Origin of the sequence: Chryseobacterium sp., from assembly GCF_029240215.1 — a bacterium.
Lineage (GTDB): Bacteria > Bacteroidota > Bacteroidia > Flavobacteriales > Weeksellaceae > Chryseobacterium.
In genome coordinates, this window is record NZ_JARBTK010000009.1 from 89457 (window position 1) to 106992 (window position 17536).

The 17536-nt window shown below is 34.3% G+C and carries 13 protein-coding genes and 1 tRNA gene; 2 read left to right on the forward strand and 12 right to left on the reverse strand.

Annotated elements, in window-relative coordinates:
* Positions 1-3: 3 nt before the first annotated feature.
* The 6 genes from ribD to rbfA form a co-directional block, all read right to left on the reverse strand.
* Positions 4-1029 carry a bifunctional diaminohydroxyphosphoribosylaminopyrimidine deaminase/5-amino-6-(5-phosphoribosylamino)uracil reductase RibD gene (gene ribD / locus K0R77_RS15685; protein WP_300354439.1) on the reverse strand — a complete coding sequence of 342 codons (1026 nt, stop codon included), beginning with the start codon at positions 1027-1029 and terminating at the stop codon, positions 4-6.
* A gap of 59 nt (positions 1030-1088) precedes the next feature.
* The gene (locus K0R77_RS15690) at positions 1089-2894 is read right to left on the reverse strand and encodes a DUF349 domain-containing protein (protein WP_300354442.1); all 1806 of its coding nucleotides are present in this window, start codon (positions 2892-2894) and stop codon (positions 1089-1091) included.
* 71 nt (positions 2895-2965) lie between these two features.
* On the reverse strand, positions 2966-3703 hold the full coding sequence (locus K0R77_RS15695; RefSeq protein ID WP_300354445.1) for a shikimate dehydrogenase: 738 nt from the start codon (positions 3701-3703) through the stop codon (positions 2966-2968).
* Positions 3704-3765: 62 nt separating this feature from the next.
* On the reverse strand, positions 3766-5541 hold the full coding sequence (locus tag K0R77_RS15700) for an endonuclease (RefSeq protein ID WP_300354448.1): 1776 nt from the start codon (positions 5539-5541) through the stop codon (positions 3766-3768).
* Between the two features lie 48 nt (positions 5542-5589).
* Entirely contained in the window at positions 5590-6795 is a 1206-nt protein-coding gene (locus K0R77_RS15705; RefSeq protein ID WP_300354450.1) for an ABC transporter permease, read from the reverse strand.
* Between the two features lie 5 nt (positions 6796-6800).
* Complete coding sequence (rbfA, locus tag K0R77_RS15710; RefSeq protein WP_300354473.1) at positions 6801-7160, reverse strand: 30S ribosome-binding factor RbfA; 360 nt, start codon at positions 7158-7160, stop codon at positions 6801-6803.
* A 174-nt stretch (positions 7161-7334) separates the two neighbouring features.
* Between rbfA and mce the strand changes: the two genes are divergently transcribed.
* Together mce and K0R77_RS15720 are read left to right on the forward strand one after the other, a co-directional pair.
* Positions 7335-7733 carry a methylmalonyl-CoA epimerase gene (mce, locus tag K0R77_RS15715; protein WP_300354452.1) on the forward strand — a complete coding sequence of 133 codons (399 nt, stop codon included), beginning with the start codon at positions 7335-7337 and terminating at the stop codon, positions 7731-7733.
* A 63-nt stretch (positions 7734-7796) separates the two neighbouring features.
* Positions 7797-7870, forward strand: a tRNA-Ile gene (locus K0R77_RS15720).
* Between the two features lie 310 nt (positions 7871-8180).
* Here K0R77_RS15720 and K0R77_RS15725 read toward each other — a convergent pair.
* The 6 genes from K0R77_RS15725 to K0R77_RS15750 all read right to left on the reverse strand — a co-directional run bounded on the left by K0R77_RS15725 (position 8181) and on the right by K0R77_RS15750 (position 16092).
* Positions 8181-8594, reverse strand: coding sequence for a hypothetical protein (locus K0R77_RS15725; protein WP_300354454.1), 414 nt, complete (start codon positions 8592-8594; stop codon positions 8181-8183).
* A gap of 27 nt (positions 8595-8621) precedes the next feature.
* The gene (locus tag K0R77_RS15730; protein WP_300354457.1) at positions 8622-8828 is read right to left on the reverse strand and encodes a hypothetical protein; all 207 of its coding nucleotides are present in this window, start codon (positions 8826-8828) and stop codon (positions 8622-8624) included.
* 139 nt (positions 8829-8967) lie between these two features.
* Complete coding sequence (locus tag K0R77_RS15735; RefSeq protein WP_300354459.1) at positions 8968-9303, reverse strand: hypothetical protein; 336 nt, start codon at positions 9301-9303, stop codon at positions 8968-8970.
* Positions 9304-9483: 180 nt separating this feature from the next.
* The gene (locus K0R77_RS15740; protein WP_300354462.1) at positions 9484-10038 is read right to left on the reverse strand and encodes a hypothetical protein; all 555 of its coding nucleotides are present in this window, start codon (positions 10036-10038) and stop codon (positions 9484-9486) included.
* A 13-nt stretch (positions 10039-10051) separates the two neighbouring features.
* A complete protein-coding gene (locus K0R77_RS15745; RefSeq protein WP_300354464.1) occupies positions 10052-12313 on the reverse strand; it encodes a hypothetical protein in 2262 nt (753 codons plus the stop codon).
* Positions 12314-12408: 95 nt separating this feature from the next.
* Positions 12409-16092: a hypothetical protein gene (locus K0R77_RS15750; protein ID WP_300354467.1), complete on the reverse strand. Its 3684-nt coding sequence runs from the start codon at positions 16090-16092 to the stop codon at positions 12409-12411.
* Positions 16093-17536 lie beyond the last annotated feature (1444 nt).

Sequence of the window (17536 nt, forward strand, 5' to 3'; positions counted from 1 at the left end):
ATTCTAATCTAAATTTTTATGAAATTCCATTACATTATCTCTGAATTGTTTAATTTCAAATGGCGCATGTTGAAATCTTGGAGCTTTCGTTCCGTTTTCAATGATCAGGCGCTCATTTTTAATGACAATTGTTTCATCCCAGAGGTTCGCATCAATAAATTGTTGTAAAACCAAACTTCCACCTTCCACAATGATCGATTGAATCTGCAATTCGTATAGTTTTCTAATCAGTTTTTCAATGAAATTTTCTCGTTCGGTTTTAATAAATTTGATATTTCCTTCGTCAGAATTTTTTACGGAATTAAAAACAAGAGTTTCTGCTTCATTATTATAAATATTGTAATCTGCAGGAACTTTCAGATCGATGTCAATCAGGATTCTGATAGGATTTCTTCCGGTCATTTCTCTGGTGGTAAGACTCGGATTGTCACGAAGTGCAGTCATCGTTCCAATAAGAATCGCATGTTCGTTATTTCGTAATTCGTGCACAAATTGTTTCGTTAAAGAATTGCTGATCTGTGTTGGTTTGAAATCTTTATCCATAAATCCATCAGCTGATTGTGCCCACTTCAAAACAATAAAAGGTCGTTTTTTTTCGTGATAAGTAAAGAATCTTTTATTTAAATCAATACATTCTTTTTCCAGAATTCCGGATACGACTTCAATTCCTCCGTCCTGAATAATTTTTTTTCCTTTTCCGTTGACTTTGTCATGAGAATCCATCGCGCCGATGACAACTTTTTTAAATCCTAATTCTACGATTTTTAAAGCACAAGGCGGAGTTTTTCCAAAATGAGCACATGGTTCCAACGAAACATAGATTGTAGATTCAGGAATCAAGCTTTTATCTTCAACTGAATTGATTGCGTTGATTTCTGCATGATTTTCACCCGCTTTATGATGATAGCCTTCACCGATGATTTTCCCGTTGTGCACAATTACGCTTCCAACCAAAGGGTTTGGATAAGTGTTTCCCAAAGCTTTTTTAGCCAGCTCAATGCATCTTTTGATGTAAATTTCGTCCTGCATATCATTAAAAAAGCGAAGACAAATTTCTTTGCTTCGCCATTATAAATTGTATTAAATATTTATTCTCCGGATATAATATTGTGAAGATTTTGCTTCAAAGTTTCCAAATGAGCCTTCTTGTCATCAATAGTATTGTAAGTATCTCTTAGCATAAGATTTTCTCTCGACGGGTTTTTAAAGAACGCTAAGTTGTTTTCCAGTTTCACAATTTCGGCTTCCAGATCAGCAATCTGATTTTTGATCTTTCTTGCTTTATCGGTCAATTGGTTTTCAGACAACCCTTCTTCTTTCAGTTCGAGTTCGTTGATCTTATTAAGCTTTAATTTTTCTCTTAAAGTCTTATTAAACTCAGAATTAATCCCGATTTTATCTCTCGGAACTTTCCCGATATTATTCCATGAAGTTTTGATATTTTCAATTTTTTCAATGCTTCCTTCTTCGTCAGAAATTGTTTTAAGCTCTTCAAGAATTTCTTTTTTAAGCTTGTAATTTTCTTTCCAGTTGTCGGTAGAAGCATTGCTTTTTTCTCTGTAATTATTAAAGAATGTATTACAGGCTTCACGGAATTCGTCCCAGATCTTATTGGTCATGCTTTTCGGAACGTGACCGATTTTTTTCCAGTCTTCCTGAAGTTTTTTGAAAAGTGCAACTGCAATATCCCAGTCTTCAGAAAGCATATTGTCTTTTGCGGTCTGGATCAGTTTTAATTTTTCATCTAAATTCTCCTGTTGAGAGCCTTTCAATGATTTATAGTAATTGTTTTTTGTAGTATTAAAGCTTCTGAGCGTCGATTTAAAATCATTCCAATTGTTGTTGGATAATTTTCTTGGAACGCTTCCTGTTTTTAGGAATTCCGAACGAAGTTCTTCAACTCGTTTGATCGAGTTTTGCCAGTAGTTATGATTTGGAATATCTTTCGGCTCAGATAATTTTTTGATCTCAGCGATGATCTCATTTTTCTTTTCAAGATTGGCGTTTTGCTCTGTTTCAATTGCTGCAGAAAGCTCAGATTTTCTTTCGTGAATTTTATTAGAGATTTCTTTAAATTCATCCCATGTTTTCTCACGGAATTCTTCTGCAACCGGTTCAGCTTCTTCTTTCCAAAGTTTATGAAGATATTGTAATTCGTTTAAAGCTTTTTGTACAACAGGTTCATTTTCAAGTTCTTTTGCACGAGCAATGATATGTTGTCTCTTCTCAAGATTGTGGCTGTATTCCTGCTCAAGAAACTCTTTATTAAGATCCAACATCTGATAAAACTGATTCAAATGATGAAAGTAATTGTTATTAAGAATTTTAAATTCGGATTTTGCAACCTGTCCGGCTTTTGACCATTCTTCCTTGATTTCACGGATCGATTTGAAAAGATTCGTTCCCGGTTCAGAATTAGTGTATAGATTTTTAAGTCTGTCGATCAGTTCCTGACGTTGATCCAGGTTTTTTTTCTGCTCTTCTTCCTGACCTTTTTGGAAAGCATCATGCTTTTCTTTATAAATGTGAATCAGTGCAGAAAGTTTAGATTGTGCAGGATGCTCATAACTGAAATTTTCAGCTGCATTTCCGGCATCTGTATATTCGTGTTTTTTGTCTTCAATCTCGTCATGAATAGCGTGATTTGCTTTTTCTTTCAACGCATTGAATCTTCTAAAATTCTCTCCTGCGTTATTAGAATTGATGATTGTTTCCATTTCTTTGAGGGCGTCACTCAGAGAGATCTCTTCATCTGCATGGTCTTCGGTATGCTCTGTTTCCTCTTCTTGAGTACTCTGTTCTTCAGGAGCAGGGCTTTCCGGTGTTTCCTGTGGAGTTACCTCGGTAGAAATTTTGTTTTCTTCGTTTTCAGAAAGATTGTTTTCTGTAGTCATAGCAAATCTTTTATGTGAGTGGCGTTTATTCTTTAAATATAGGGAAAAGCCAAATAAAGTACTAATTTATGTTATTTTTTTTTAAAATTCCAAATTTCCCAGGCTTTTTCTGCCTGCTGCTCAAGCATGTAATATCCATTGACTGTTTTTGCTCCTTTTCCGACAGAATTAATGATAAATTGGGTGTAATTTGGGTTGTAAATCAGATCAATAACCAAATGTTCTTTTGAAAGTCCGTCAAAAGGAAATTCCAGACAATCTTCGGTGTTCGGAAATGTACCTAAAGGAGTACACTGAACGATGATGTGATAATTCTGAACGGTTTCTTTGTCCAAATTTCCGAAATTGAGTTCTGATTTTCTTGAAACAGTTTGAGTTGAAATTCCATTTTTATTTAAAACATATTGCACGGCTTTTGCAGCACCTCCGTTTCCTAAAATCAATGCAGAATTCTGGTGAGGTTTTCTGTGGATTTTTAAAGTTTTTTCGAAACCGAAAGCATCTGTATTGTATCCTGTTTTTTTACCATTTTCAATTAAAACACAGTTTACAGCACCGATTTCTTGAGCTTCATCGCTGAGTTCATCCAGATAATCAATGATTTTTTCTTTATACGGAATGGTTACATTAAAGCCTAAAAGATCGGGATCTTGGAATAGATTTTCTACCTCGTCAATTTCCTGAAGGTCAAAAATGTTATAAGAAAGCTGATCAAGCATCAGTTTCTGAAATTTTTCTTCAAAGAATTTCTTGGAAAAGGAATAGGAAATATTTCTCCCGACAAGGCCTAGTTTTTTTTTGGAATCCATAAGTCAAAAATAAAAAAAAGACCGAAAAAATCGGTCTTTAAGTTAAATTATATTTTGTTTAATTAATCAACAATAAATTTTGAAGAAGCATGATCTGTTTTCAGAATATAAATTCCTTTTGTAATTCCGTGAAGGTTGATTTTGTTGGAATTTTTGAAAGGATTGGCAATGCTTTGAATCAGTTTTCCGGATAGATCATAGATTTCAGCCTTTAGAATTTTGCTTAAGTTTTCACCTTTCACAAATAATTCATTGTTTTTTACCGGATTAGGGTAAATGCTGAATGATTTTTGTTTCGTAGTTTCAGATGTACTTAAAGCATTATAGCAAGTCCACGAAAGATCATCAAGTGCAACTCTGTTGGATGACACAGGGTTGATAAGTGAGATTATTATATTTCCTGAAATATTAAGATTGTTAATTGTTGTTGTAACGGTAGTATCACCATAAGGTATTGTTCCGACAGTCACTCCGTTGATTTGTAGATTCAGAGTAGTTGAACTGCCATTGAATTTACGTAATGTAGTTACAGTTAAGCTCTGAATACCTCCCGAAATTGATGAGCTTGTAAGACTTCCGTTTTGAATAGTGATTGCTTTTCCATTGATTTCCTGATCGGTTCTTGCATCAGTTGCTGTCCAGCTAATCCCGTTACTAGACCAGGTTCTTGTAGTATAATTTGATGCGCTTGCCGGAATGTTAGAAAAATCTTCAGTTCCGCAAGATCCACCTCCTGGTTGCCCTGCTAAAGTAGTTGCTGTAGCAGTATTGCTTTGTGCAGAAGAGTTTCCTGCAGCATCTTTTGCAATAATGTAGAAAGTATAGGTCGTTAATGGATTTAAGCCCTGAACTGTCGCTGTAGTTCCTGTTACCGTAGAATTCAGAACCCCGTTAACGTAAATTGTATATCCTGTAACTCCCACGTTGTCAGTAGCGGCTGTCCAGTTTAACGATATTGAGTTTGAGGTCGGATTGTTTGCAACTAAATTAGTTGGAGCGGTCGGAGCTTGAGTGTCAGGAGTTTGCGTCCCCCAGACTAAATTAACATATTGAGGATTGTCAATATAAGGATTTCTGTTTCCCTGATAATTGTAAGTTGCATTATTTCTTCCTATTTCTGCAGCTGAAACCGGATCCTGGGCGTTCCATGCAAGCAATTGATTCAGCTCCCACGTTTGCAGTCCCGGGAAAGCAGATCCGCCAAGCATATCGCCTGAAGAAAATCCCGAAAGTTGGGTTTCGTATCTGGTTACAAAATAAAAGATCATTCTTGCAACGTCACCTTTGAACTCATCGATCGGTTCAAATACAGTTCCTGAATATCCTGCAGATGCCGAAGTTCCTAATTTAGAGCCGTTTAAAGAGGTGAATGAAGTACTGGTGCCCACCACTCCAAAAGGATAGTTGGATCTCATGCCGTTTACTTTTCCATCAGTAGCTCTGATAAAATGAGCATCATTTTTCATGGGCGAAGCTTCATTAAATAAGCTTTGGGGAACTATGTGTTCTCTATTGTAACAATTTCCTTCTACAGAATAGCTTCCGCATTGGTCTGTTGTTACTGTAAAATTGTATGGATCTGCAGCAGTTGGTCTTTCAGAATAAATATCTAAAATTGTTCCGTCATTTTCGTAATAGTAATCACGGTCGGTTGTTTGGTATGCGATCCATAATCCTCCATATCCGTTATCAATATGACCATTGGTAATGATTGCTTTTAGCTGGGATTTTAGAGTTGCTCCTGTACCTGTAGCGGTATTATAATATCCTGCAGGAATTTGTGCAAAAGCGTTGATGAATACAATGCTTAATAATAAAGAATATAAAATTCGCTTCATTTTTTTAAATTGGAAGGCAAATTTACGAAAAAAATTAACTGGGGTATATTAACTTTTAATAATATAATCTTTACTGATTTTAGAGAAAAACCACGAAATGGAGATTCCGAAAAGCGATGCGGTTGCAGCCACAATTAGATAGTTTTCGGCAACAATTCTTACGGGAAATGGCACATTTTCCACAGCTTTGAAAAATTCGGTGTACTGTTGGAAAAGGCAGAGTACGCTTCCCAGTATCAAACCTGAAATAACGCCTGAAACTACAATCAAAAGTCCTGTATAAAAATAAGTTTTTCTGAGATGGCTTAATGGAAATCCTAATGAGATCAATGATTTTGCCTGCTCTTTTTTGTCAAGCTGCAAAATAATAATGGCACCTGCGAGATTAAAAGTGGTAATGAAAATAACCAGTGCAAAAATAAGATAGATAAAAAGCTTTTCTGTGTTGATCATCTTCCAGAATGCGGCATTCTCTTCCTGTTTTGTTTTTATTTCAACATTTTTTCCAAGAGATTTGAGCAAATCTTTTTTTACCTGATCTGCGTTTTCAGGGTTTTTAAGTTTGATAACGATTTGATAAGCTGAATTTCCGGGAAGCTGTAATAATTCTTCAGATAATTCAATCGGTGAAATGATAAAATTGTTCAGTTGGTCATTTCCCGGAAAAACACCAGTTACCATGATGTTTTTCTTGTTATAAATATCTTCTTCCTTATTGATGATACCGGTTCCTGATTTAGGCATGAAAACCGTAGCAAAATCTTGTATGGTATCGACGGGGATAGAAAGTCTGTTGTCCAGAGAATTTTCCATGATTACCTCGTTGGAATACTGAAAACTGGGATATTTTCCATAAAAAATGGTAGTGTCGATAGGATTTACCTTGGTGTAGGCAGAATCAACACCTCTTAAATAAGCGATATCACCTTTTCCGTTATAGTTTACATAAACTTTCTCCTCGATAACCCGTGAAAAGTGAAGAATTTCTTTATTGTTTTTTAAAATCCCTTTGATTTTTTTTAAATCGGAAATAGTTTTTCCGGATGTGCTTTTTAATGTTAAATCTGCATGGAGGTTAGAAATAAGATTCTGATTAAAAACCTCAAGACCGGAAAAAACAGAGATGATGACAAACATTGCAGCAACAGCAACGGTCATAGCACCAACCGCCAACCACGTAATAAATGTAACGGCTGTGCTTCCTTTTTTAGATAAAAGGTATCGTGATGCTATATAAAATGCAATGTTTTTCAAATCTTCTACAATACAGGATTGTCGCCTTCGCCTCTAAGTTCTTTTTCAATTTTTTCTACGTCATCAAGAGCCGTATCGAGATAGAAATTCAGATGAGGGATCACTCGTACCTGCTTCGCCATTTTCTGGCCAAGGAAATTTCTATACTGTGCCTTATTTTCCTCGATTTCTTTCATGATTGAAGCCCTGAATTCCTGTGGAAAAATACTAAGATACACTTTGGCAACCCCTAAATCTGGTGAAATTTTGACATCAGAAACAGATACTAAAAAACTCTGTTTGCTTTCTGCTGACTGCTTGCGGAAAAGTTCTGCGAAATCTTCCTGTATAATTTGTGCTACTTTTCTTTGTCTGTTGCTTTCCATAAGTTCTGCAAATTTACTATTTTTGTTTGAATTGCTCATTGAAATTTGGTTTCTGTATCAAAATTGCAATGTGGACTTTATTTAAGCATTGATAAATTGTCTTAAGTTGACTTGTAATATCAAAGGAAACTATAATTGTGATGCTATTTTGACTTTTAAATAATAAATCTACATATGAAATTAGAGCATATTGGTATTGCTGTAAAAAGTTTGGGAGTTTCTGATCAACTTTTTGAAAAGCTATTAGGTGGAAAATCATATAAAAATGAAACGGTCGAAAGGGAAGGGGTTACCACATCTTTTTATGGAACAGGCGAAAGCAAAATAGAATTGCTGGAAGCCAAAAATTCTGAAAGCCCGATTGCTAAATTCATAGAAAAAAAAGGTGAAGGAATTCATCATTTGGCTTTTGGGGTAGAAAATATTCTGCAGGAGGTTGAAAGATTAAAAAAAGAGGGCTTTCAATTTATTTCGGAAGAACCTAAAGAAGGGGCTGATAACAAATTAGTTGTCTTTCTCCATCCAAAATCTACCAATGGTGTCTTGGTCGAACTTTGTCAAGAAAAACAATAAAAAAGTTTTGTAGTGAAAGAAATTTTGCTATTTTTGCAATCACAAAATTTAACCAAATTTTGAGGTCCTATAGCTCAGTTGGTTAGAGCACCTGACTCATAATCAGGTGGTCCCTGGTTCGAGCCCAGGTGGGACCACCCAACTGACAAAGTCGCCAATTTGGCGACTTTGTTGTTTTCAACTATTTGATAAACAAATCTATACCCGCTTGCAAACGGGTTCGAGAAGTCCAAAATAAAATTATGGGATTTTTGAGGCAATTCTCGAACCGCTTCCCTGAATAAATCCTAATGATTTGTAAATCAAATGGTTGTGTATTTGATCCAAACCATCTATCTCTTCCCTATAATTCTTTTAAAACTTTATATTTTCTGATAAACTGATGCTTTTCCTGTTTTACGGAGAGAAAGTAAAAAAAGACAGCCTTTTGAGACTGTCTTTTCTAATTTATTTCCAAAATTTTTTGTAATATTCTTTTTCAATTTTAGAACATTCTTCTTCAGAAACATTAATTTTTTTATTGTTATTTTTTATCACATGTTTTACAAAATCAGAATCTAGCTTAATATGTGGATATTTTTTTATATATTCTATAATATATTGAGGCCATAACCAAATCCCATCTGTGTAACAAGCATAGTAGGCAATGAAATTATCATCATCATAATTGTCTGTTCCAAATAAAGGATCTTTAGCATCTCCAACACAGCCCATTTGTGGGACAGCCAAAATTCCCTTCTGTAAATATTCTAATGTTTCATTCCTCTTATCGTTTATAGAATTGCCATCTAAAATTAAATCATGTATACTTTTAGAAGCATTATGATTGTCATGCTCTTTTACAAATCCAAAATATTTCATAATTAATCTTTTTTAAAAGTTACAAATTTACCTTTTATCATGTATGAAATTTCCTAAATCATCAACAGAAATTCTTTCCGTAGGAGCTATTACTTCTACTTCTAATATTTCAGCTGATTTTTTGGCAAACCTATTTGGCTTTGAACCAGTATGACAGGATATTAAACGTATTGGATCTCCTTTTTCGTAGCCTTGTTTCAAAATCCAATCGGCTAATTCTGCAGAGGTTTTCAATTTATTATCCCATACTTCATCTTGTACTTTAAATTAGTTCATCATACTTCATTGTTTTAACAGCTTTGCTAACCGCTTATACCGTTTTGAAAGACAATTAAAAAGCCACTTTAAAGTGGCTTAAAACTATGCTTTAGAGTTATTTTTCATAAGGCATTTTTTTTGGAGGTCGATCATCAGTTAAAAGTTTATAATCCTGATTTTCCATAAAATTTTTAAAAGACATCAAATAATTATATATCTCTAAATTGGAAAAAGTTAATTCATGAGAAACAGGAGCATCCTCCATTATTCCTTTGAAATCAAAGTTAGGATTTTCTTTTGCCCATTTCAATGCACTATGTATACTTTTTCTTTGTTCAAGATCATATACATTTTTTAAGTATTCCGAGTCATCAATTTTTAACACTATATCACTAATGTTTTTAAAGTTATATAATGCCCAAATTGGGATCATTAAATCTATTTTTTTCATTTTTTTTAATTCATCATTACTTTCCTTTACTCTTCAAAAACCACTTTATAATTTCTTGAATTATAGCCCCACCTCGTTTAAGGATTTCCATTAGAGAAGTCAACGCTTTCTAAATATCATTAGCCGGCTCTTAGCTTTTTTATAAAAACTAAAAAAGCAGTCCGAAGACTGCAATAATTCCTAGGTTCCATAGTCAATAAAAGAATCTTTGTCTATAAACATATGAAATGTTGTAGGAGTAGTTTCTATTTTTAGAATAGGACTATTGTTTACTTCGAAAATGGTTTTTCCATTATTGGTAGATTCTGTAAATGACTTTCCTTGCAAGGCTGTTTTCACAGTATTTACCAAACCATTTACTGAAATGTCGAATTCTATAAATAAGCTATCAAGATATTCATCATCACCTCCAAAAACATTCTCCACTCCATCTTTAAAATCAAAAAATAATTTTTTAAAATCTGTACGCACAGGAGAGTCTAAATCTGTCTTTCCGTCATGATTTACCGTTTTTGTCCAAACACCCCATGCATTTGCATATTTGTTTTTGAAGATTTTGATTATAGCTTCTACAAACTCATTGTGGCTACATTTTATTAACTTTTCTCCTAAGGCTTCTTCCTTACTAAAATTATCCATTCTTTTAGGATCATATGTCTCCTGGTCTAATGCGGTTAATCTATATTTTTTAGGAGTAATGTAAAATAATACTTCATAATCTTTTTCTGTTATCATAATTTCTAAATTTTTAAGGTTGATACTTTACATATTTTATCTTTCCTGTTTTATTTAATTCTCGAATGTACATATCCGCTTTATACCTTTCTAATGCGTATTTTTCTACAGGTCCATCTTTTAAAAGCTCTTTAACAGCTATTTCAACTGCCTCTTTAACTTCTTTAATATTTTTGGAAGTTAAATTTCCTATTCTTTTAAGAGAGAAAACGACTCCATCTGTCATAGCAATAGCACGAAGTTCTTTGATACCATGATCCATAAACATCATAATATCACCTGGGCTTAAACTGCTTCCCATTGGGTGATTATGGGTAACGATCGCATTTTTTAATTTCTTAAAATATTTGGAAAGATCAACACTCTTTTTAGCCCCATCAGTAATCGCGCCAATTGTTTCCCCACTTTCTGTTATGATAGCTGCCATTTCTCTTTCCAGCAATGCTTCCATTTCAAGAAAAGCACGTTCATATTGCTTAATAAACTTTGGAGCATCATCTAAAGCCATAGCAACAGCTTTAGCTAACCTACTTCTAAAAATCCCGCCTTCATAAAGAGAAAGAGCTTTCTTGTTTTTAAGAAACCAATCTACAATTTCTTTAGAAATCTTTTCAAATAGTTCTTGTAGTTTCGCTCCTCCTCGTTTAAGGATTTCCATTAAAGAAGTCAGCGCTCTCCAAATATCACTTGCCAGTTCTTTCGCTTCTCGGGTAACTGCCTGTACTGCTTTGCCTAAAGCTTTTCCTGTTCCTTCTAAAACTTCAGCAATGATTACCCCCATTTTCCCAAATTTCCCAATACTTGCCAGCTTAGCAATATTGGCATATGGAATAAAGAAGGTTAATATAAACATTAAACCAAAGCCAGAGATATATGCTACCCGAATCCAATCTACATCGTCTGCATCTTTCTCACTCAAGTATTTCTTTATGTTAGCATACGCTTTCACCAACTCATCAGAAATATCAATATTGCTTAGTGAAGTAAACAGCTGGCTTATTCCATCTACAATTTTGTCAAAGTTATCAAAAATTTCGAACGGTGCTTCTAAAACCATTCCTACAAATTTGAAAATTGAAGAGACAAAATCTACCAGTCCGTTCCACATGCCTACCCAAAATGCTATGGATTCTTTAATGTTCAGAATATCTATAATAGGATCTGCCTGTTCCTGAAAATTATAAATAGCTTCTATCTGTTGTGTTATATGCGTATTATAGTTACCAATTACATTCTGCAGTTTACTAATATATATCTCAGCATTATCAGAAATGAAACTTGGTAGCAAATCATTCCATTCCAATTGTCGCGGATCGTTGACTATAGCCTTTTTCAGTTCTGCTAGTGGTGCGGTGTCAATTGTGAAAAAACTTGTGATATTCTTTTTTTCAAAAAAGTAATCATCTGATTGCGTATCCCAAATCGTATCCGATATTTTAAGGTAGTCTATTCCGTCACCTATTTTGTTTAAAATCCACCCTAATGCTTTAGATGGTAAAAAAAGTGTTTTTATGACATTCAATAAACTCCCGATTATATCTTCAACAGCAAGTTGTTTTCCTTCCAGTTTGCCATTTAAGATTAAAGCTATCCAGTCTTTATAATCAAGCTTTAGAATTCCTTGCATGTCATGAAAAGGCTTATAATCATTCAGCGTTCTTTGGCTTACTTGCTTAAAAACTTTTTTCACACCTTCATCTGCTTTCGCCAAAATGAGCTGACCATTATTATCTCCTGCATTATCTTCAATAAAAAGTATAATTTCGTTTTTACTTGGTTTCAGACATTGGTAAGCTTCTTTTATCTTATTTTCATCTTTTGTAATAAATATTATAAAGTTAACTTTAGTATCTCCACTTGTTTCCCCTTTTTTACCGTCATCATCTATAAAGTAGTTAAAAGTCTTCTTTGTGAAATTTTGCTTGAGATACTCTTCATTTACGTTACATCCCGGATCAATTACGATATCAAAATCATCATATTTGTCTTTAAAAGCATCAATAAAATATTTATCCTTGATGTCTCCTGATTTTTGATTCGTAAGTTTCATTGCTACCAACGGACTCACATTGCTCATCCCACGAATCGTTTCTCCGAGCTGCATGACACCTGCATCATTTTTCGTCTTCAGAAAACCCTCAAACCCACCATAACCCATTTGTTGCATCATCGCTGGATTATCCAAAGGAAGATGACTTTGAAAATCTGCTAAAAGCTCTTGTTTTGTAACATCATCAAAATCTTCTATTTCATTTATATATTCTTCGTAAGTCATAATTTCTTGTTTTTAACTTTTGGCTTATGGCGGCTGGTCATTTTCCAACCGCCACTTGCCTAAAGCCGGTTAATAATTATTAATCAACAATACCATTATGGAAGATTGTTTTTGATACTCTGCATAGAGATCTGTGCAACTACTTTTCTAGGATCACTATCCGTTGTAAGCTGTAGATTACCATCTTTGATGTCAATATTTTCTACAAAACGGTGTTTTCCTGCACTCAATTGTGCATCGGTAATCATGAATTCCGATTTGGTAACCACTTCTTCAGGGTTTTCAAACTCTTCCGGATTTTCATAACTGAATGGCAATGCGGTTTCCGTTTTCAAACCTGCCGAATCTTGCTGTAGAATCGTAAGCGTAGTAGGAAGTTTTGTAATCCAAGGTTTTCCTTGTTTTAGCCCCACAGGCTCTCTCATTTCGTCTACAATACTCATGTACATAGGATCTCCAATTACAGGAACTTCTTCTCCGTTCCAGATTTTACCTGTGCTTAAAAAGAATTGGATGGCATCTTCAAATCCCGGTCTTACTGTTACAATGACTCTTGCCATACCAGACTGTAAGAAACTTCTGAATAAAGGATCTACACTTTCGCTGATGTACATTTCCTGCCAGTGTTGTCTGTTTGCCCAATAATATGGATAAAAACTATAGCTCATAACGCTCCATTCGAAAGCCTGTTCCATGAATTTGGCTAGAGCGGTGTATTTATCGAGATTCTCGTTTAAGAATACCTGGAAGTTTTCCATCTTATCGCCATCAGTGAAGTTTTGCCCGACGGTATTGGGTGACAGGTAATCTTGTAACAAGTAGGCAATACAGTTATGTTTTAAGACATCGTTCTCCATATAACGGTAGAAATTCCCCATTTTATCTTTCGCTTCTGCTTCTTTTTCTTTCTGTTCTTCATCTATTCTTGCCTGCTCTTCTTTAAATTTCTCATAAGCTTCTTTATAAGCTTCGATAATAGCATTAAAGTTTTCTGTCTGCCACGCTAGAACATTAGCATCATTAGGAACACATGGGAATTTTAAAGCGATATTAAATCCGCCTATGTTTTTTCCGGATACTCTGTAATTGAATACTCCAGTAAGATTCAATCCACTTACTCCTTCAGTTCCGTTAAGGGTCTGATTTCGGGTTTCTTTATAAAAACTTCCTCCCTTCAGGTTACCGAAAGACAAATAGGAAGACAAAATATAATTCCCTTGAAAGAATCCTGATCTGTTTCTTTGCTTATTATAAGCCCATACAACAGATGCAGTAGTAGCTTTATATCCATCAGGAATCTCTAAATTGGCATCAAAGAATACTCCTTCACCTTCAGTTTGAGGGCTTGCGTTGGCATTAAGAATGACTTCCTTGCCCGGCATTTCATCGGTAAGTGTCACTCCGTAAACATCTGCCCAGTATTGCAGTAATGTTTTTGTGGCTGCCTTTGGGTTTGGCATCGTGTAAGGAGCCGGTGCTTTTCTAGGATCTATAGGTGCGGTCAATACATCTGCTTTTGCTACTGCCAAAGCCAATCTGTGTAATCTTGCCGGTTCAGGGATCATGAATTCAAACATTGTGCGTTTCCCGTAGTTGTAGATTTGGTTTTTGTATTTCATATCTACCCATCGGTAAACACCTACGACATGTTTATCGCCATTTCGATTATCAAAACCATGCGCATTATTTTCTTCATACTCTTCGATGATCTTTTCAATTCTTTCCTCAGAAATTTTGGTGAGGAGTTTATCGGTAGCTTTATTGGTAATTTCTTGTGACTGGGTTACTGCTTGTCGCACACTGTTTTCTTTGGCATTATGAGTGGCAAGACTTCCACCAACTTCAAATCTTCCGTAAACTTCAGTGTCTTTACTCCAGTTAGCGTATGCCTGTGCGCTGGTATCTTTCATGATCACATTGGCAACTTCAGACTGTATATCATGCCTTGTTGTCGTTGTCGTATCGGTAAGCGTTTCACGTTCCGTAGATTTTGTAGATGTATTTTGGAGTTCGGTTTTTCTAAGCCTTCTGGTTGATTTCTGCTTAAATTCCCTTGCCATAATGTTTTCAATATGCGTAACATCTCCAGGCACATAGGCGTGGGTACTCTGAACGACCTTCATGTATTCTGCAATACCCAGTCTCTTCAGTCCGAACAGTTTTCTTGCGGTTGACATTTCTTCTACCGGTTCTTCTTCTCTCGGACCTTCTTTACCCGGCTTTAATGTAAGTAATCCCACCTGCAATTCATTATTAGGAATTTTAAATAACTCTACATAAGCTTCTCTTCCATTATTAAAATAAACGTCTATCCTTACCTTGCTAATAGATGAAAATTTATTAACCATTAATGCAGGAAAACTTACGGTTCCGTTGAGCACATCAACGTTTCCTAGTGCCTCTTCATGATTTCCAGTGTTGGATTCTAATGCAATTCTGGCATTGGCAACGTTCCATGAATTATCCTGAACTTCAAAAGAGAAATTAATGAATCCATTATTTGGAATAAAAGCAGATCTATTCCAGTTAGCCAATAAACTGTAAGCTAAATGAGTTCTGGTTGATGATCCTCCAATAGGAATTAATGCACCTCCTATATTAGCATACTGCGTTTGTTCCAAAGTTGTATTTTCCAAAGCTGTCTGAATAGTCAGGGAAGCATGATTTTGTACCTGAGAAATTACATCATCATACGTCTGAAAACTATCATCAATCTGAAGCGTTTGTGTTCCTACTCTTAATTGAGTTTCTGAAATGGCTTCTGCTTTATCGGTAGACGATACTTTGGAATAGAATTCTTGATTGATTTCCTGAGAAGCAAACAAACTCATAAAAAGTTCAAATGATTCCGGAGATAATTTTTTCTGAAGCTCGTAAATATTAATCTCATTTTGCGAAGAAAACTCAAAAGGAGGAAATTCCAGCTCTTTTAATCGTTCATACAATTTTCTTATTTCCTCCTCAGATGCTTTTTGCTCAGTTAAATAGTTAATTTCTTCTAAAATCCTTGCAGATTCTTCTCTTTGATATTGATATTCAGCCATGTATCTATCATAAGCAGCCTGATAATCTTTAGAGTGGGTGTTGTGATATGATTTTTGAATCTTCTCTAACTCCTTGTTTAGTTTTTCAAGTTGTTCTTTTTTAAGAAGAGCCTGAGTGACTACTAAATCTCTTTGAGCATCAGTTTTTATTCTTTCCTGTGTTTTCTGTGAAAGTTCTGATGTCTCAGGTGATGCTATTCTACTGGCTGTAGACGAACCGGAAATCTCTTCTTCAACGAAAAGTTCTTTAGGCATTACTACCTTTGCATTTAATGCTTTAGCAACCAGATCGAATCCATTTATTTTTCTAAGATCATCCGTTAATGCAAGAGTCTGTACGTATCCTACATGCAAAGCTTTTAAAATATGCACAAGAGCTTCTTTGGCATAAAAATCTTTTTGGGTAACGACCTGATAAATTAGATTATCCCATAATTTTCCCAAGTCCATTTGTCCGGAAGAATAAGCACTTTTGGTTTTGCTAAGATCATCATTTGAAAGAACCTCCTTTTTTGTGATTTTCCTTCCTATTTTCAGAAGTGCAGCGTATTGGCTGTTTTCAAGATCTTTTTCCGTAAAAGGAGAAGAGAATGACCTGCATTGGTTTTCCAATGCTTGCAATTTAGAGATTCCTGCTCTGTTATTCACTGCCTGATCAAAAGCCGTGTTCAAACTTGATCTGTGAATAAATCCTAAATTTTCTTTTTTTGTCTCAGTAAGCTGAGGGTTTCTCATGCTTATGAATCGAAATAGTGTCTGCGATGTGTTGTTGGTTATAGACATTTGTGTAAATTTGTTTGATTTTATAAAGGTTAAGATTTGAAGGTTCTTTTTATTAGAATTACTTCAGGTTTTAGCCTTATTTTTTTAGGTGGTTTCCGGCAAGATGTCCACCAAAAGTTTTAATAGCAAGTTTCATTTCTGTTTTTCTCTTGATGCAAATATCAATGCTGAAAGCGACAGAACTTGACGTATTAAAATGAAAATTTTATTTTTTCACAAACTCCTGTAACACACTGTATACTAGTATTTAAAATTATGTTTTAAGAAGATTTGATGCTATGCTTCCTCTCACTAACAGATCAAGAAAAAAAACATTTGTAAATTGAGAAAGGCCTCCCTCGGCCCGAGTGAAAAGTTGCCAATTTGGTTATTTTTTTGTTTGTCAATGTTTGATAAACAAAGATTTGTATGCTTAAATGGGTTCTGTAATTCAATGGTAGAATTATAGAATTTTAGGAGCGATTCTCGAACTGCTTTCTGATTTTTTTTATATGTTAAGATTCTAATTTTGTTATGTTTCTTCAAGAAACAAGAATAATTTTATTCGCTATTTAATTACATCTTATTTGCAACCATTTAAAAATGAAATTCTGCCTAATTTTCAAATCACTCCATCTACTATTGCCAATCATTTAGTTGAAATCGAAAGGCATAAAGGATAGTAATACTAAAAATTACTTTCTCAATTACGTAATAAATTTTCGTCGCAGTAAATTCAGACTCAAAACGATATTAATGGCATCTTACCAATTACAAGAAAAGTAATTTTGTTTTAGCATTTGAATTAAGGATTGGAATTTTGAATATTCTAATTATCAATGATTTAAAATTTGTTAAAAATAAATATTTGAATTTATAAGTTTTTAAGGTGTTGATTTTCAGTATTTATTTTCAACTCATAATTAGCATTTGAGTACTAATTTTTCTTTTAGAACCAAAAATTTTTGTTATTTTGTAAGTTAATGTGAATTAAAGTAGATAGATGTCGCTAGATATACAGTTTTTAGATCTGATTTAAGATTTTTCTTAAAAAGTTAGTAAATCCTTGTTATCACTAGCAAGAATTTAATGTACAACAATTTCCTCCTCAACCTCCATTATATCTATTATTCTGAGTAGTCTCAACCTCCTCTCCCTAAAAGAATCAATTCAATAGTGACAATCACATTTAAACGCTACTTTAAACATTGAAAATAATGTGATTGAAATTGCTAATGCATAATCCAAAATTTCCCCAAACGGAATAAATATAAGGCTGGCTTTGGGTTTAATCTTGTATTCGAATTGTATGACAGAAACTGTAAATCGTCATCAAAAAGTGGACATTAGATATTAAAGATTTAAGGAGTGTTTTCATAAAAAGAGTAATTTTAATTATGGCAACACCAAAAAAGAA

Coding starts and splice junctions, on each gene's coding strand:
- ribD (WP_300354439.1), bottom strand. CDS start 1,029: ATGCAGGACGAAATTTACATCAAAAGATGCATTGAGCTGGCTAAAAAA.
- K0R77_RS15690 (WP_300354442.1), bottom strand. CDS start 2,894: ATGACTACAGAAAACAATCTTTCTGAAAACGAAGAAAACAAAATTTCT.
- K0R77_RS15695 (WP_300354445.1), bottom strand. CDS start 3,703: ATGGATTCCAAAAAAAAACTAGGCCTTGTCGGGAGAAATATTTCCTAT.
- K0R77_RS15700 (WP_300354448.1), bottom strand. CDS start 5,541: ATGAAGCGAATTTTATATTCTTTATTATTAAGCATTGTATTCATCAAC.
- rbfA (WP_300354473.1), bottom strand. CDS start 7,160: ATGGAAAGCAACAGACAAAGAAAAGTAGCACAAATTATACAGGAAGAT.
- mce (WP_300354452.1), top strand. CDS start 7,335: ATGAAATTAGAGCATATTGGTATTGCTGTAAAAAGTTTGGGAGTTTCT.
- K0R77_RS15725 (WP_300354454.1), bottom strand. CDS start 8,594: ATGAAATATTTTGGATTTGTAAAAGAGCATGACAATCATAATGCTTCT.
- K0R77_RS15735 (WP_300354459.1), bottom strand. CDS start 9,303: ATGAAAAAAATAGATTTAATGATCCCAATTTGGGCATTATATAACTTT.
- K0R77_RS15740 (WP_300354462.1), bottom strand. CDS start 10,038: ATGATAACAGAAAAAGATTATGAAGTATTATTTTACATTACTCCTAAA.
- K0R77_RS15745 (WP_300354464.1), bottom strand. CDS start 12,313: ATGACTTACGAAGAATATATAAATGAAATAGAAGATTTTGATGATGTT.
- K0R77_RS15750 (WP_300354467.1), bottom strand. CDS start 16,092: ATGAGAAACCCTCAGCTTACTGAGACAAAAAAAGAAAATTTAGGATTT.